Source organism: Jatrophihabitans sp. YIM 134969, assembly GCF_054456675.1.
In genome coordinates, this window is sequence record NZ_JBTJEQ010000020.1 from 58,546 (window position 1) to 74,484 (window position 15,939).

The 15,939-nt window shown below is 73.6% G+C and carries 15 protein-coding genes; 10 read left to right on the forward strand and 5 right to left on the reverse strand.

What is annotated here, in order from left to right; genetic code table 11:
* Positions 1–23: 23 nt before the first annotated feature.
* Positions 24–677 carry a TetR/AcrR family transcriptional regulator gene (locus tag ACXR2U_RS12465; RefSeq protein ID WP_458825352.1) on the reverse strand — a complete coding sequence of 218 codons (654 nt, stop codon included), beginning with the start codon at positions 675–677 and terminating at the stop codon, positions 24–26.
* An 89-nt stretch (positions 678–766) separates the two neighbouring features.
* On the opposite strand from ACXR2U_RS12465, the gene ACXR2U_RS12470 reads away from it, so the two are divergent.
* From ACXR2U_RS12470 to meaB, 3 genes are read left to right on the forward strand one after another with little or no spacing between them, the layout of a single operon-like run.
* Complete coding sequence (locus ACXR2U_RS12470; RefSeq protein WP_458825353.1) at positions 767–2,509, forward strand: methylmalonyl-CoA mutase family protein; 1,743 nt, start codon at positions 767–769, stop codon at positions 2,507–2,509.
* Positions 2,506–4,647, forward strand: a complete 2,142-nt coding sequence (gene scpA, locus ACXR2U_RS12475; protein WP_458825354.1) for a methylmalonyl-CoA mutase — start codon at positions 2,506–2,508, stop codon at positions 4,645–4,647. Before ACXR2U_RS12470 ends, scpA begins: the two co-directional genes overlap by 4 nt.
* Positions 4,644–5,621, forward strand: a complete 978-nt coding sequence (gene meaB, locus ACXR2U_RS12480) for a methylmalonyl Co-A mutase-associated GTPase MeaB (RefSeq protein WP_458825356.1) — start codon at positions 4,644–4,646, stop codon at positions 5,619–5,621. Before scpA ends, meaB begins: the two co-directional genes overlap by 4 nt.
* Positions 5,622–5,761: 140 nt before the next feature.
* Here the strand turns inward: meaB and ACXR2U_RS12485 are convergent, their stop codons facing one another.
* On the reverse strand, positions 5,762–6,085 hold the full coding sequence (locus ACXR2U_RS12485; protein ID WP_458825357.1) for a rhodanese-like domain-containing protein: 324 nt from the start codon (positions 6,083–6,085) through the stop codon (positions 5,762–5,764).
* A gap of 100 nt (positions 6,086–6,185) precedes the next feature.
* Between ACXR2U_RS12485 and ACXR2U_RS12490 the strand changes: the two genes are divergently transcribed.
* From ACXR2U_RS12490 to ACXR2U_RS12500, 3 genes are read left to right on the forward strand one after another with little or no spacing between them, the layout of a single operon-like run.
* Positions 6,186–6,779: a DUF1453 domain-containing protein gene (locus ACXR2U_RS12490; protein ID WP_458825358.1), complete on the forward strand. Its 594-nt coding sequence runs from the start codon at positions 6,186–6,188 to the stop codon at positions 6,777–6,779.
* Positions 6,780–6,801: 22 nt separating this feature from the next.
* A complete protein-coding gene (locus ACXR2U_RS12495) occupies positions 6,802–8,007 on the forward strand; it encodes a sensor histidine kinase (RefSeq protein ID WP_458825359.1) in 1,206 nt (401 codons plus the stop codon).
* Positions 8,004–8,702: a response regulator gene (locus tag ACXR2U_RS12500; protein WP_458825360.1), complete on the forward strand. Its 699-nt coding sequence runs from the start codon at positions 8,004–8,006 to the stop codon at positions 8,700–8,702. Before ACXR2U_RS12495 ends, ACXR2U_RS12500 begins: the two co-directional genes overlap by 4 nt.
* Positions 8,703–8,711: 9 nt before the next feature.
* On the opposite strand, the gene ACXR2U_RS12505 is transcribed toward ACXR2U_RS12500, so the two are convergent.
* Entirely contained in the window at positions 8,712–9,335 is a 624-nt protein-coding gene (locus tag ACXR2U_RS12505) for a TMEM175 family protein (RefSeq protein WP_458825361.1), read from the reverse strand.
* 39 nt (positions 9,336–9,374) lie between these two features.
* Here ACXR2U_RS12505 and ACXR2U_RS12510 point away from each other — a divergent pair, with 39 nt between their 5' ends.
* Both ACXR2U_RS12510 and ACXR2U_RS12515 read left to right on the forward strand, forming a co-directional pair.
* On the forward strand, positions 9,375–9,983 hold the full coding sequence (locus ACXR2U_RS12510; RefSeq protein ID WP_458825362.1) for a hemerythrin domain-containing protein: 609 nt from the start codon (positions 9,375–9,377) through the stop codon (positions 9,981–9,983).
* A 69-nt stretch (positions 9,984–10,052) separates the two neighbouring features.
* Complete coding sequence (locus tag ACXR2U_RS12515; protein WP_458825363.1) at positions 10,053–11,267, forward strand: amidohydrolase; 1,215 nt, start codon at positions 10,053–10,055, stop codon at positions 11,265–11,267.
* A 68-nt stretch (positions 11,268–11,335) separates the two neighbouring features.
* Here the strand turns inward: ACXR2U_RS12515 and ACXR2U_RS12520 are convergent, their stop codons facing one another.
* Entirely contained in the window at positions 11,336–11,797 is a 462-nt protein-coding gene (locus ACXR2U_RS12520; protein WP_458825364.1) for a gamma-glutamylcyclotransferase family protein, read from the reverse strand.
* Positions 11,798–11,882: 85 nt separating this feature from the next.
* Between ACXR2U_RS12520 and ACXR2U_RS12525 the strand changes: the two genes are divergently transcribed.
* Both ACXR2U_RS12525 and ACXR2U_RS12530 read left to right on the forward strand, forming a co-directional pair.
* On the forward strand, positions 11,883–13,298 hold the full coding sequence (locus tag ACXR2U_RS12525) for an NAD(P)H-quinone dehydrogenase (RefSeq protein WP_458825365.1): 1,416 nt from the start codon (positions 11,883–11,885) through the stop codon (positions 13,296–13,298).
* A 21-nt stretch (positions 13,299–13,319) separates the two neighbouring features.
* Positions 13,320–13,745, forward strand: a complete 426-nt coding sequence (locus ACXR2U_RS12530; protein WP_458825366.1) for a hypothetical protein — start codon at positions 13,320–13,322, stop codon at positions 13,743–13,745.
* Between the two features lie 303 nt (positions 13,746–14,048).
* Here the strand turns inward: ACXR2U_RS12530 and ACXR2U_RS12535 are convergent, their stop codons facing one another.
* On the reverse strand, positions 14,049–15,818 hold the full coding sequence (locus tag ACXR2U_RS12535; RefSeq protein WP_458825367.1) for an acetyl/propionyl/methylcrotonyl-CoA carboxylase subunit alpha: 1,770 nt from the start codon (positions 15,816–15,818) through the stop codon (positions 14,049–14,051).
* Positions 15,819–15,939: the final 121 nt, after the last annotated feature.

Sequence of the window (15,939 nt, forward strand, 5' to 3'; positions counted from 1 at the left end):
GCGTCGCCGGGGTCGCCGGGTCCCTAACCGGGGGCGATGCCCCGCAGGATCATCTCCAGCACCGCCTCGTAGCTCGGCGCGGTGTCGGTGGGGGGCAGTGAGCCCGCCAGTTCCAGGCTCACCGCGCCGTGCACCGCGCTCCACACCGTCCACGCGATCTGCTCGAGCGGGTCGGCACGCACCACGCCCGCGGCCTGCGCGTGCGCGATGACCGAGACCAGCCGCCCGAACGCCCGCTCGCCCGCCTCGGACAGCGCGATCGTGTCGGGGTGGGGGTGTTCCGGGTCCGGGTCGAGGTCGGCGGTGCTGCCGCCGCCGCCGAACATGAGTCCGTAGGCGACCGGGTGGGCGAGCGCGAACGCCCGGTACGCCCGGCCGGTGGCCAGCAACCGCGCGACCGGCTCGAGGTCCGCGGGTTCCGCCAGCGCCGCGCTGAACTCGTCGAAGCCCCGGGTCAGGACGGCCGTCAGCAGGCCGTTCTTGTCCCGCAGGTGGTTGTAGACGCCCATGGGCGCCACGCCCGCCCGGGTCGCCACCGCCCGGACCGTGAGCCCGGCGAGGCCGTCGTGCTCGAGCACCCACCACGCGGCGTCCACCAGCGCCGCGCGGACGTCGGCCGTCCGCTTGCGGGGTGCGGCAACGGGTGACCGCTGGGGCTGGTGGGACGACCGTGACACGTCCCGATCCTGACACGGGGCCGCTGTGGGCCTGCGAGATCGACCACTGGCGGTCCCGGCGGAGCGGGCGCGGCTCCTAGGATCCGGCCATGGAGGCAACGACGCCCGCCCCGGCCGACCCGCCGGAACCCGACCACCTCGCGCTCGACGAGTTCCCGGCAGCGGACCTCGACGACTGGCGTGAACTGGCCCGGGCGGTGCTGGTCAAGGCCGGCCGTCCGGACGACGTCGACCCGGTCGCGGCGCTGACCCGCACCGACCTCGACGGCATCGCCGTGGCGCCGCTGTACCTCGACGGGCCGGAGCTCACACCCGTGACCCGTGCCCCCGGCGCGTGGGACATCCGCGTCCGGCACGACGACTCGGACCCCGCGCGAGCGAACGCGGCCGTGCTCGCCGACCTCGAGGGCGGAGCGTCCTCGCTGTGGCTGCGGATCGGATCGGGTGCGATCGCGCCGGCTGATCTGCCCCGAGTGCTCGACGGCGTGCTGCTCGACCTCGTCGCGGTCGTCCTCGACGCCGGACCCGAGCTCGAGGCGGCCGCCGAGTCGCTGGCGCAGGTCGCCGGTGGCACCGCGCTGCGCGGCTCGCTGGGCATCGACCCGGTGGCCTGGTCGTTCCGGCACGGCGAGCAGCCGGCCGAGTGGGCCGAGGTGACGTCGTCGCAGGGGCTCACACCCGTCACGGTCGACGGCACCGCGTACGCCGACGCCGGGGCGACCGACGCCGACGAGATCGCGTTCGCGACCGCCACGGCCGTCGCCCACCTGCGTGCGGGAGGCGCCTTCGACGACGTCGAGTTCCGCTTCGCCGTGACCGACCGGCAGTTCCCGTCCATCGCGAAGCTCCGCGCCGCCCGACGGGTCTGGGCGCGGATCGCCGAGCTGTCCGGCGAGCCGGCGGCGGTGCAACGTCAGCACGCTGTCACGGCGGCGGCGATGTTCTCGGTGCGCGACCCGTGGGTGAACATGCTGCGGGCCACGGTCGCCGGGTTCGGGGCCGCAGCCGGCGGCGCCGACGCGATCACCGTGCACCCCTTCGACCTGGCCGTGGGACGGCCCGTGCCGTTCGCGCGACGGATCGCCCGCAACGTCCACGCGATCCTGCACGACGAGGCGTCGCTCGCCCGGGTGGCCGATCCGGCCGGCGGGTCCTGGTACGTCGAGACGCTCACCGACGCCCTGGCGCAGCGGGCGTGGGAGCGGTTCACGGCCGTCGAGCGCGAAGGCGGCATCATCGCTGCACTGCGCAACGGTCTCGTCGGCGAGGCGGTCGAGGCCGCGGCGGGGGAGCGCGACCGACGCATCGCCACCCGCGCGCTGCCGCTCACCGGGGTCAGCGAGTTCGCCCACCTGGACGAGGCACCGCTCGAACGCGAGGACGCCCCGCAGGCGCCCGGCCTGCGCCGGTGGGCCGCACCGTACGAGGAGTGGCGCGACCGCTCGGATGCCGTCTTGGCCTCGACGGGTGCGCGGCCGACCGTGCAGCTGCTCGCGCTCGGCGGCCGCGGCAAGTCGGCCGCGCGGGTCTCGTTCGCCACCAACCTGTTCCACACCGGCGGGCTGGCGGTCGAGGTCCTGACCGACGCTGCAGAGTGCAACGGTCCGGTCGTGTGTCTGTGTTCGTCCGATGCCGTCTACGCCGAGGAAGGTGCGGCCGCCGCAGCCGCGGTGCGGGCGGCCGGAGCGCAGCAGGTGTGGCTCGCGGGAGCGCGCGAGGTCGACGGCGTCGACGCCCGCCTCTACCTCGGCTGCGACACGCTCGACGTGCTCGGCCGGGTGTGGGAAGTCCTGGATCCGTCGACGGCCGCGACCGCGGAGGTGACGGCGTGATCCCCGACTTCTCCGACGCCACGCTGGGGACGCCGGCCGCGGGGGCGGACGCAGTCGACCCGGGCACGCCCTGGGAGACGCCGGAGGGCATCGCGGTGGCCGGCCGGTACGCCGCCACGGATCTCGCCGATCTCGACTTCCTGCAGACGGTCCCGGGCCGGGCGCCGTTCCTGCGCGGGCCGTACCCCACGATGTACACGACCCAGCCGTGGACGATCCGGCAGTACGCCGGGTTCTCGACCGCGGCCGAGAGCAACGCGTTCTACCGCCGCAACCTGGCCGCGGGTCAGAAGGGTCTCTCGGTCGCGTTCGACCTGCCGACCCACCGCGGCTACGACAGCGACAACGACCGCGTCGTCGGTGACGTCGGCATGGCGGGCGTCGCCATCGACTCCATCCTCGACATGCGGCAACTGTTCGACGGCATCCCGCTGGACCGCATGAGCGTGTCGATGACGATGAACGGCGCGGTGCTGCCGGTCCTGGCGCTGTTCGTGGTCGCGGCCGAGGAGCAGGGGGTGCAGCCGGAGCAACTCGCGGGGACGATCCAGAACGACATCCTCAAGGAGTTCATGGTCCGCAACACCTACATCTACCCGCCGCGGCCGAGCATGCGGATCATCAGCGACATCTTCGCCTTCACCAGTCAGCAGATGCCGCGCTTCAACTCGATCTCGATCTCCGGGTACCACATCCAGGAGGCCGGGGCGACGGCCGATCTCGAGCTCGCGTACACCCTCGCCGACGGCGTCGAGTACATCCGCGCCGGGCGCGACGCGGGCCTCGACATCGACGCGTTCGCGCCGCGGCTGTCGTTCTTCTGGGCCATCGGCATGAACTTCTTCATGGAGGTTGCGAAGCTGCGGGCCGCCCGGCTGTTGTGGGCCAAGCTGGTGCAGCAGTTCGAACCCCGGAACGCCAAGTCGCTCTCGCTGCGCACCCACTGCCAGACGTCGGGGTGGTCGCTCACCGCGCAGGACGTCTACAACAACGTCACCCGCACCTGCCTGGAGGCGATGGCGGCGACCCAGGGCCACACCCAGTCGCTGCACACCAACGCGTTCGACGAGGCGCTGGCGCTGCCCACGGACTTCTCGGCGCGGATCGCCCGCAACACACAGTTGTTGCTGCAGCAGGAGTCCGGCACCACCGAGGTCATCGACCCGTGGGGCGGTTCGTACTACGTCGAGAAGCTGACGTACGACCTCGCCCGTCGCGCGTGGGGCCACATCCAGGAGGTCGAACGCGCGGGCGGCATGGCCCGGGCGATCGACGAGGGGCTGCCCAAGCTGCGGATCGAGGAGGCGGCGGCCCGCACCCAGGCCCGCATCGACTCGGGCCGGCAGCCGGTCATCGGCGTCAACAAGTACCGGCTCGAGCAGGAGGACGACGTCGACGTCCTCAAGGTCGACAACCGGGCGGTCCGCCGCGAACAGCAGGCGAAACTCGACCAGCTGCGCGCCGACCGTGACGGCGACGCCGTCCACGACGCGTTGCAGAAGCTCACCAACGCGGCCGCCGACGACCGCGCCGGCGCCAACCTGCTGGCGCTCGCCATCGACGCCGCCCGCGCCCAGGCGACGGTCGGGGAGATCTCCGATGCCCTCGAGAAGGTCTACGGTCGCCACACCGGTGCGGTCCGCACCATCTCCGGGGTCTACCGCGAGGAGGCGGGGAAGGTCGACCAGATCGACGAGGTCCGCGCGGCCACCGACGCCTTCGACGCCGAGCACGGCCGTCGCCCGCGGATCCTGGTCGCGAAGATGGGCCAGGACGGCCACGACCGTGGGCAGAAGGTCGTCGCGACCGCCTTCGCCGACCTCGGCTTCGACGTCGACGTGGGCCCGCTGTTCCAGACGCCCGCGGAGGTGGCGCGGCAGGCGGTCGAGGCCGACGTCCACATCGTCGGGGTCAACTCACTCGCCGCGGGTCACCTCACGCTGGTGCCCGCGCTGCGGGACGAGCTGGCGGCGCAGGGACGCCCGGACATCCTCATCGTGGTCGGCGGGGTCATCCCGCCCGGCGACTACGACGAACTGCGGGCGGCGGGCGCGGCGGCGATCTTCGGACCCGGGACGGTGATCGCCGCGGCGGCGGCCGACCTGCTGCGCACGCTGTCGGAGACACTGGACGCATGAGCCCGGCGCCTGATCCCGTCGCGCTGGCCGACGGGGTCCGGGCGGGGGAGCGGGCCGCGGTCGCCCGGGCGATCACGCTCGTCGAGTCACGGCGCGCCGAGCACCGGGCCCTCGCCCAGGAGCTGCTCCGCGACCTGCTGCCCGACACCGGCCACGCCGTGCGCGTCGGCATCTCCGGCGTGCCCGGCGTCGGCAAGTCGACGTTCATCGATGCACTGGGCAACGATCTGCTGACGGCCGGTCACCGGGTGGCCGTCCTGGCCGTCGACCCGTCGTCGAGACGCACCGGCGGCTCGATCCTCGGCGACAAGACCCGCATGGGGCGGCTCGCCGTCTCGCCGGACGCGTTCGTCCGTCCCTCGCCGTCGGCCGGCACCCTGGGCGGGGTCGCCCAGGCCACGCGCGAGTCCATGATCGTCGTCGAGGCCGCGGGCTACGACGTGGTGCTGGTCGAGACCGTCGGGGTGGGGCAGTCGGAGTACGTCGTGGCCGACATGGTCGACACGTTCCTGTTCCTCACCCTGGCGCGCACCGGCGACTCCCTGCAGGGGATGAAGCGCGGGATCCTCGAGCTGGCCGACGTCATCGCGGTCAACAAGGCCGACGGCCCGCACGTCGAGGAGGCGCAGCGCGCCGCCCGCGAGTTGTCGGCCGCGCTGCGTCTGGTCCGCGGCCCCGACGACGCCTGGCAGCCGCCGGTGGTCACCTGCAGCGCCGCCGAGGGCACCGACCTCGACCGGGTGTGGAAGCACGTCACCCGTCACCGCGAGTGGCTGAGTGAGGACGGTCTGCGCCGCCGCCGCGCCGACCAACGTGTGGCGTGGACCCGCGCGATGGTCCGCGACCGCCTGCTGGCCCGCCTCGACGACGTCCGCCCCACGGTCGACGCCGCCGAGGCGGCGGTCCGGCGCGGGGAGGTCACCGCCGTCGAGGCCGCCGACGACATCCTGCGCGCCCTCGACACCCTCCGGTGAGTGGTCACCTCCTGCGGTGAGTGGTCACGAATTGCTGACCATTCGCGGGGAGAAGTGCCCACTCGCCCGGGTCGAGTCGACAGGGAGAGGGGGTCGTCGCGGCCTGGACCGTCGACCGGTACGACCGGCTGGCCTGATCGTCAGCGGGGCGTGGAGCCGCGCACGACGTCGAACCCGGCGGCCGCCCACGCCTTCGTGCCGCCGTCGACCCAGAACGCGTCGCGGCCGGCGAGGTCGAGCAACCGGGCGGCCTTCGACGCCCGCCCGCCCATGCTGCAGGTCGTGATGACCTGCCCGGTCGGCACCAGCTGCTCGAGCGCCGCGGGCAGGGTGCCGATGGGGATGTTCACCGCGCCCGCGATGTGCCCCGACGCGTACTCCTCGGGATCGCGGACGTCGACCACGACGTCTCCCGCCTGCTGCATCGCGTGCGCGGTCCTCGGATCGACGGGTTCGGCGGCCACGGGGCCATCCTCCACCCGGATCTCCACCCGCGGGTGGGCGCGCACGGCGTTCACGGTTCCTAACGTTCCGGGGGTCAGATCCCGACCGAGAGGAACCACCGTGGACATCGTCACCGTCCTGTTGATCGTCGTCGGCGTCGCGTACGTGCTCGTCCGACGTGTGGTGGGCGACATCGTGCAGGTGAAGAGCCTGCTCGTGCTGCCCGTCGTGCTCACCGCGGTCGGGGGGTCCCAGGTGGGCGACCTCGGTCCGCTGGACCTCGCGAGCGTGGTGTTCCTCGTGGCCGGCGGCGCCCTCAGCGTCGTGATCGGTGCGGTGCGCGGCACCACCGTGCACCTGGGCGAGCGGCGTGGCGAGCTGTGGATGCGGTACTGCGCGAGCACGGTGGCGCTGTGGGTCGTGAACATCGTCGCGAAGATCGCGCTCGTGCCGGTCGAGGTGGCGGTGACGCACGGCTCGGTCGCGTCGGCGACGCACACCATGCTGCTGTCGGTCGGGCTCGGCATCCTCGTCGAGAGCGCCGTCGTCCTGCTGCGGGCGATGCACCGCGACGGCACGGTCGTGTGGTCGAAGGGCGACGAGGGGCGGGCCCACACGCCGTCGCCGGCGTTCGACGCGGCGCGCGAGCGGGTGCGCGCCGCGGGCGGTCGGGGGCTGCGCGCCGTGGTGCCGACCGGCGAGCGGGACTGGTGACCCGCCGCGGGAGGATCGCCGGGTGGTGACCAGCCCGGCCCCGCCCACCGCCACGCCGGAACGCGGCGCGGCGGTGGCGTCGCGCGCCGAGCGGTTGCTGCGCTACGACGGCCCGGTGCGCCAGCTGGCCATCACCGTCGCGGTGGCGGCAGTGAGCTACAGCGTGCTGCGGACCGTCGACCGTCCGGGCCTGCAGCCGTGGGCGTTCGTGCTGGTCACGCTCAACGTCCTCGTCGTCGCGATGCGGCTGCTGTCCGACCGCACGCGCGACCGGGTGCCCGAGGTGCCCGTCGCGGTGGTCGGGGCGCTCCTCGCCGGAGCGGTGCTGGTGCTCGACCGCTCGGGATCCACCTCGATCTTCGGGTTCTTCCTCGCCGGCAACGTCGGTTTCCGGCGCCCTTACACCCAGGCGCTGCTCCTGGCGTCGTGGGTCAGCGTGTGCTGCCTGACCGGTGTGCTGGTCGGCCGCGCCGCGGGGCTGGTCGACACGCCCTGGTACCTCGGCGCGCTGACCGGGTTGTCGGTGCTGCTGGGGATCGCCAACCGCAGCCGCGGTCTCGCGATCTCCAGCGCCCAGGCCGCCGCCGCGTCGGCGCTGCAGGCGGCTCAGGCGGAGGCGCAGGTCGCGACCATGTCTGAACGGGCGCGGATCGCCCGCGACGTGCACGACGTCCTGGCCCACTCCCTCGCGGGCGTCAACCTCCAGCTCGAGGTCGTGGACGCCCTGCTCGAGAACGGTGACCACGAGGCCGCCCGCGCCGCGGCGACAGAGGCGCAGCGTCAGGTGCGCGAGAGCATGGCCGAGGTGAGCCGCACCGTGCACGCCCTCCGCGAGGACGCACTGCCGCTGGTCGACACGCTGACCGCGCTGGTCGAGAGCGGTGCGCCGCCCGGCACCCGGCTCGCGGTCGAGGGTGAGGAGCGGGTCGTCGGCACCCGCCCGGCCACCGCCCTGGCCCGCGTCGCGCAGGAAGCGCTGACGAACGCGCGCAAACACGCCCCGGACGCCGCCGTTCGCGTCACGCTCACCTTCGCCGACCGGACCGTTGCACTGGACATCGTCAACGGGCCGTCGGCAGCGGGTCCGGTGGCCGACACCGGCAGCGGGATGGGTCTGGTCGGGATGCGGGAACGGGTCGCGAGCGTGGGCGGTAGCGTGCGGACCGGCCCGGTCACGGACGGCGACGACGCAGGAGGCTGGCACGTGCACGCCGAGGTCCCCGCGTGAGTGACGACGTCGACGCCGAGGTCACCGTCGTCGTGGTCGACGACCAGACCGCGATCCGCGAGGCCCTGGCGACCGTGCGGGACCTGCAACCGGGCCTGCGGGTGGTCGCGAGCGCCGCCGACGGCGAGCAGGCCGTCGCCGCCGTGGGGGAGCACCATCCCGACGTCGTGCTGATGGACCTCAACATGCCGGTTCTCGACGGCGTCGGCGCCACCCGTCGGATCCAGGAGTGCGCGCCGGAGACAGCGGTGGTCGTGCTGACGACCTTCGCCGACGAGGCGTCGATCCTCGGCGCGCTCGGTGCCGGCGCGCGTGGCTACCTCACGAAGGACGCGGGCCGCGCCGACATCGCCCGGGCGGTCCGGGCTGCCGCAGCGGGCCAGGCGGTGCTCGACCCCGAGGTGCAGCGACGGCTCGTGGCCTCGGTCGCGGGAACGGCGCCGGCGGCACGAACCGGCGCGACCCCGGCCGCGAAACCCACCGACGCCGTCCCCGACCTCACCCCGCGCGAGCTCGAGGTGCTCACCCTCATCGGCGAGGGGTTGTCGAACCGGGCCATCGCCGCGCACCTGGTGGTCAGCGAGGCGACGGTCAAGACCCACATCAACAACCTGTTCGCCAAGGCCGACCTCGCCGACCGCGCCGCCGCGGTGCGGTACGCCTTCGCCCGGGGGCTGGTCAGCGCCGACGGCTGAACCGTTGCCTCATGCAACGCGGCGACGGTCGCGCAGGCGCAGGGCGATGCGGCCGGGGACGTCGGACAGGAACAGGAGCAGGAACAGGTACGACGCGTGCGGCACGAACCAGGTCAGCACCGCGACGAGCAGCGGCACGCCGATCGTCACGACCTCCCGGGCGACGCCCCGGGCGCGGACGTCCGGGTCGAGCGGGGCATCCCGCAACCCGCGCCGGTGGATGACCTCCGAGAGCACCGTGAGTGAGATGCTCAGCAGCACCAGGCTCCCCGCGAAGATCGTGGTGGCGAGCGGTGCGCCGTAGTTGCCGGTGACGAAGGAGGTCAACGGCAGCAACGTCACCCCGAACAGGAACAGCATGGTGGCCCAGGTGAGGGCGTCGTCGTGTCGGACGACGTCGCGCATCATCCGGTGGTGCACGACCCAGTACTGGGCGATGATCGCGAAGGCGAGGACGAAGGCCAGGTACTCGCCGTAGTGGTCGCCGAAGTAGGCGGCGATGCCGCGCGACGAGACGTCCTTCGGCAGGTCCGGCCGCAGGTCCAGCGCCAACAGGGTCATGGCGATCGCCACGACGGCGTCGACCAGGGTGACGAGTCGTTCCGGCCCGTTGCGAGCCCCGTCCTCCGCCACGGTGGGTCAGCCTGCCACGGCCCTGGCAGGATCGGACGCGTGACCGAACAGCGGCAGAGTGTCGTCGACGTCGTCAGGAGCTACCACGAGGGCATCGCGCGCGAACTCGCCGCGGTGCGGGCGGACGTCGACGGCAGCCTGGCCGACGGCGACACCGCGGACGTCGGCGCGAGCATCGAGCGGATCGTCATCCAGATCGTCGGCGTGCTGGTGGCCGAGGAGCAGTACGTGTTCCCGGCGGCGCGCGACCACGTCGACGGCGCCGACGCCGCGATCAGTGCGCAGTTGGAGCGGCACCGCGACCTGGAGTCCGACCTGCGACGCCTGGAGGACCTGGAGCTCTCCGCCGACCTCGTCGCCCCCGTGCTCGACGACGTCATCGCGAGGTGGCGCGACCTCACCGTCGTCGTGCAGGACGTGCTGCTGCCGCCCGTCGCCGCGGCCCTGCCCGCGGATCGGTCGGCCGACCTCGGCGACGACGTCCTCGGGGCCATCGAGGTCGCCCCGACCCGCCCGCGCGACGTCGTGGTCCGCTCGCCCGAGCTGAACAAGGTGGTCTCCTTCGCCGAGGGCTGGATCGACCGCTGGCGTGACAGCTGGTCGCAGCGCGGGCGCGGCACCGACGACGTGGACGACGTCACGGTCTGACGCAGCCCGGCGGATCGACCGGGCGCGACCGGTCCGGGCGGCGGACCACCCCCGCTAACCTGGCTCCCCGTGACCACGACGCTCGGGACCGCGGGACCGGTGACGGTCTGGGCGGAACGGGCGCACGCCTGGACCTCGCGCCACACCGACGACCTCGTCGCCTGGCGGCGCGACCTGCACGCCCACCCCGAGCTCGGGTTCGCGGAGCACCGCACGACCGCGGGCGTCGTCGAACGCCTCCGCGCCGCCGGGCTGGTCCCGGCCGTCCTGCCGGGCGGCACCGGGGTGGTCTGCGACGTGGGGCCGGAGGGCGCCGCGCGGACGGTCTGCCTGCGGGCCGACATCGACGCCCTGCCGATGGCCGACGCCAAGGACGTGCCGTACCGCTCGCAGCACGAGGGCCTGTGCCACGCCTGCGGCCACGACGCCCACACCGCGGTCCTGCTCGGTGTCGCCGCGGTGCTGGCCGGGGCCGAGGCCGAACTGCCCGGCCGGATCCGGCTGCTGTTCCAACCCGCCGAGGAGCAGACGCCCGGCGGTGCGATCGCGGCCGTGGCCGCCGGCGCCCTCGACGGCGTCGACCAGGCGTACGCGCTGCACTGCGACCCGCGCCTCGCCGTCGGGAAGGTCGGCCTGCGCGAGGGACCGATCACCGCGGCCGCGGACTCCGTGACGGTGACCGTGACCGGCCCCGGCGGGCACACCTCCCGGCCCCAGCTGACCGCCGACGTCGTCTACGCCCTCGGCGCGGTGGTCACCGAACTGCCGTCGCTGCTCTCGCGGCGGGTCGACCCGCGCGCCGGGCTCTCCCTGGTCTGGGGGGCCGTCGAGGCCGGTCGGGCCGGCAACGCCATCCCGCGGATCGGCACCCTGCGCGGCACCCTGCGCGTGCTGGACCGCGCCGCCTGGCACGGCGCCGAACAGCTCGTCACCGACCTCGTCACCCAGGCCGTCGCGCCCACCGGGTGCGAGGTCGAGGTCCGCTACGAGCACGGCGTGCCGCCGGTGGTCAACGCCGCGGCCTGCGTCGACCGGCAGCGGGAGGGCGCGATCGCGGCCCTCGGGGCCGAGGCCGTCTCACCCACCGCGCAGAGCCTGGGCGGCGAGGACTTCGGCTGGATCGCGGAGAGGGTGCCGTCGGCGCTGGCGCGCCTCGGGGTCATGAGCGCCGAGGTCAGCGGTGGCGACCTGCACCAGCCGACCTTCGACCTCGACGAGCGGGCCCTCGGCGTCGGCGTGCGCTTCACCGTGGCGACGGCCGTCGCCGCCCTCACTGCGAGCTGAGACCAGTCGACGGAGCTGTCACCGCCTCCAGCTCGAGTCGACGGTGAGACCGATGGGGGTGAGCAGGCCTAGATCGAGGTGCAGGGTCGGGACCGGAGCTCGGCGACGTACTCGTCGGGCGCGCCCGCGGCCTCGGCCGCCTCGGCCATGAGCCCCAGGTAACGGGCGGACGGCAGACCGCCCTCGTAGCCGTCGAGCACGTAGACCCACGCGAGGACGTCACCCTCCAGCGTCGAGACCCGCAGTTTGATCTTGTCGTAGAGGGCATCCTCGCCGGACGCGCCCTCCCACTCGTCGAGCACCTGCTCGTCGTGCGGACTGACGTCGTAGAGCGCGACGAACACGGCCGCGGCGTCGGGGGAGTCGTCGGGCACGAGGGTGGCGAGCGCGCCCTCCCAGCCCAGGTCCTCACCGCCGAAGGTGAGGCGCCAGCCGGTGATCCAGCCCGTGCCCGCGGCAGGCGAGTGGGGGCAACGCTCCAGCATCTGCGCCGGATCCATGTTGGTTCCGTACGCGGCGTACAGGCCCACGGCCGGTCACCGTATCGCGACCGGCTCTCCGGCCGTCGACGGGCGGACCTCCGGCCGCGGTCCCTCGCCAGGGAAGATGGGTGCCGTGACGCGCATCGTGATCCTCGGCGGCGGCCCGGCGGGCTACGAGTCCGCGCTGGTGGCGGCCTCGCTCGGGGCGGACGTCACCGTGGTCGACCGCGACGGCATGGGCGGGGCCTGCGTGCTCACCGACTGCGTGCCGAGCAAGGCCCTCATCGCCACCAGCGACCGGGTGACGGCCCTGCGCGACGCGGCCGACCTGGGTGTCCACGCGGGCGACACCGGCGCGGGCAACACCGTCGAGGTCGACCTCGCGGCCGTCAACACCCGCATCCGCGGCCTCGCGCGCAAGCAGTCCGAGGACATCGCCGCCCGGGTGGTCCGTGAGGGCGTGACGATCCTGCCCGGCGCCGGCCGCTTCGCCGCGGGGCAGTCCGGCCGCACCTTCGACGTCGAGGTGGTCGACGACGCCGGCGCCGTGACGGGCACGCTCACCGCCGACGTCGTGCTGCTGGCCACCGGCGCCACCCCGCGGGTGCTGCCGACCGCCGTGCCCGACGGCGACCGCATCCTGTCGTGGCGGCAGGTCTACGACCTCCAGGACCTGCCCGAGCACCTCGTGGTCGTCGGGTCCGGCGTGACCGGCGCGGAGTTCGCGAGCGGGTACCTCGAACTCGGGGCTCCGGTCACCCTGGTGTCGAGCCGTGACCGGGTGCTGCCGGGCGAGGACGCCGACGCCGCTGCCGTCATCGAGCAGGTCTTCGAGGGCAGCGGGGGCACGCTGCTCAAGCAGGCGCGGGCGGCGGCGGTCGACCGGGTCGAGGGCGGCGTGCTGGTCACCTGCACCGACGGCCGTGAGGTCCGCGGGTCGCACGCGTTGATGTGCCTGGGTTCGGTGCCGAACACCGGCGACCTCGGGCTCGAGCACGTCGGCGTCGAGGTCGACGACCGCGGGTACGTGGTCACCGACCGGGTCTCACGGACCTCGGTGCCCGGCGTCTACGCCGCGGGTGACTGCACCGGGGTGCTGCTGCTCGCCTCGGTCGCCGCGATGCAGGGGCGGATCGCGATGTGGCACGCGCTGGGCGAGGCCGTCGCACCGCTGCGGCTCAAGACGGTCGCGGCCAACGTCTTCACCCACCCGGAGATCGCGACGGTGGGCGTGGGGACGGCCGCGGTGAGCGCCGGCGAGATCGACGCCCGCGAGGTCATGCTGCCCCTCGGAACAAATCCGCGCGCCAAGATGTCGAATCTCCACGACGGTTTCGTCAAGGTCTTCTGCCGCGCGGCCACCGGTGTGGTCATCGGCGCGGTGGTGGTGGCGCCCGAGGCGTCGGAGCTCATCCTCCCGATCTCGTTGGCGGTCCAACGCAGTCTGACCGTGAACCACCTGGCCTCGACGATGGCCGTCTACCCGTCGCTGTCGGGCTCGATCACCGAGGCCGCACGGCGGTTGATGCACCACGACGATCTCGACTAGACGCTCCCGAGAGGAGTACCCGTGCCCGACATGTCCCCGGCCGCCCGCGACCGTGCGGTCGACACCGTCATCGCGGCCGCCGCCTTCGGCGACGCCACCAGCCACATCCTCGGCGCCTGCGCCGAACTCGACGACGAGCAGACCGTGGTCGTCGCGGTCGTCGAGCCCGCGGGTGAGGGGCGGCGTGGCCTGCTGCTGTCCGGCTGCCACTACGTCGGCCAGACCGACCTGGTCGAGAAGGTCCCCGAGCTCGAGGGTGACGCCGGCTGGGCGATGGTCTTCTCCCGCAGCACGAACGCCCTCGACATCCGCCGCCGGACCGAGGAGATGGCGACCATCGCCGAGAAGCGGATCGCCATGCTCGACCGGATCAACGCCAAGCGCGAGGCCCGCGAGGCCGCCACGGACGACACGCAGGTCGTGGCGGAGGCCGAGCCGCAGGCCTGAGGCCCCCCGGCCAGGGGCCTGCGGCCGGCCACCGTGTGAGAGCGCCCCGCCCGACCGTCCCTCGTCGGCGGGCGGGGCGCCCTGCTTGCATCCCCCGATGCGACACGACCGTCCGGACGCCAGCGGGTGACAGGGCGGGTCGTGACCGGGCGTCGTCCGTGCAGAGGTCCCCCGACCCCACACCGATTTGACCCCGGCGTTTCCTCAACGAAGGATCAAGACGGGGGTTACGGCAGGTACCGCGTCGATCGCCGACTTCCTGGCAAGCCTCTCAGCCAGCCGTTCGCACGTGGGCCGGACCGATCACGCGGGGTCGGCGATCGTGCAGATGGCCGAGCCGGAGGTGACGACCGCGCCGACCTCGGCGGTCAGACCGCTGATCGTGCCCGCCTTGTGGGCGGTGAGCGGCTGCTCCATCTTCATGGCCTCGAGCACGACGACCAGGTCGCCCGCGGCCACGGTGTCGCCGTCGGAGACCGCGAGCTTCACGATCGTGCCCTGCATCGGCGCGGTGAGGGTGTCGCCCGAGGCCGCGGCGCTGCCGCCACCACCCCTCGACCGCTTCGGCGCGGCGCGCTTGGCGCCGCCGCCCCCGCCACCACCCGCTCCGAACCCCGCCGGCAGCGACACCTCGAGCCGGCGTCCGCCGACCTCGACCACGACGGTCTCGCGCGGCGCCTCGGGCTCGGCGGCATCCGCACCGCCCGCGAACGGCGGGATCTGGTTGTCGAACTCGGTCTCGATCCAGCGGGTGAACACGGTGAACGGGTGGTCGTCGTCGGTGGCGAAGGCCGGGTCGGCCACGACGGCGCGGTGGAACGGCAGCGCCGTGGCCATGCCCTCGACGACCATCTCGGCCAGTGCCCGGCGGGAGCGTTCGAGGGCTTCCCTCCGGGTCGCACCGGTGACGATCAGCTTGGCCAGCAGCGAGTCGAACGCCCCGCCGATCACCGAACCCGACTCGATGCCGGAGTCGACGCGCACGCCGGGGCCCGCGGGCTCGACGTAGCGGGTGACCGTGCCCGGGGCCGGCAGGAAGTTGCGGCCCGGGTCCTCGCCGTTGATGCGGAACTCGAAGGCGTGCCCGCCCGGTGCGGGGTCCTCGGTGAGGTCGAGGTGCTCGCCGTCGGCGATGCGGAACTGCTCGCGCACCAGGTCGATACCCGAGGTCTGCTCGGTCACCGGGTGCTCGACCTGCAGCCGGGTGTTGACCTCGAGGAAGCTGATCGTGCCGTCGGCGCCGACGAGGTACTCGACGGTGCCCGCACCCGAGTAGCCCGCCTCCTTGCAGATCGCCTTGGCGGAGGAGTGGATCGTCGCGCGCTGCTCGTCGGTCAGGTACGGCGCCGGGGCCTCCTCGACCAGCTTCTGGTTGCGCCGCTGCAGGGAGCAGTCACGGGTGCCGACGACCACGACGTTGCCGTGGGTGTCGGCGATGACCTGCGCCTCGACGTGCCGGGACCGCTCCAGGTACCGCTCGACGAAGCACTCGCCGCGGCCGAACGCGCTGACCGCCTCGCGGACCGCGCTGTCGTAGAGCTCGGCGATCTCCTCGCGCTTGTAGGCGATCTTCAGCCCCCGCCCGCCGCCGCCGAACGCCGCCTTGATGGCGATGGGCAGACCGTGCTCGTCGGCGAAGGCGATGACCTCGTCGGCGCCCGAGACCGGGTCCTTGGTGCCGGGAGTCAGTGGCGCGCCCGCCCGCAGCGCGATGTGCCGCGCGGTCACCTTGTCGCCGAGGTCGCGGATGGCCTGGGGTGACGGCCCGATCCAGGTCACGCCGGCGTCGAGGACGGCCTGGGCGAAGTCCGCGTTCTCCGACAGGAACCCGTAGCCGGGGTGGACGGCGTCGGCCCCCGACTGCTTCACGGCGTCGATGATCTTGTCGATCACCAGGTAGCTGTCGCCGGGGGTCTGGCCGCCGAGGGCGAAGGCCTCGTCGGCGAGCCGGACGTGCAGGGCGTCCCGGTCGGGCTCGGCGTAGACGGCCACCGAGGTCAACCCGGCGTCCTGGCACGCCCGGATGACCCGGACGGCGATCTCTCCGCGGTTCGCGACGAGCACCTTCTGCACGGACGTCCTCCTGTGTCGGGCCGGGTTCCGGGAGCGTCGTCGCTCGCCGCCGGCGGCGTCCCGGAACATACCGCCGGGTACGGCGGGGTCCGGCGTGACTGTTGTCAGGCCCACGGCCCCG

What these genes read in the sequence shown, in the direction of transcription:
- ACXR2U_RS12470 (WP_458825353.1), top strand. Translation starts at nt 767, where the DNA reads ATGGAGGCAACGACGCCCGCCCCGGCCGACCCGCCGGAACCCGACCAC.
- meaB (WP_458825356.1), top strand. Translation starts at nt 4,644, where the DNA reads ATGAGCCCGGCGCCTGATCCCGTCGCGCTGGCCGACGGGGTCCGGGCG.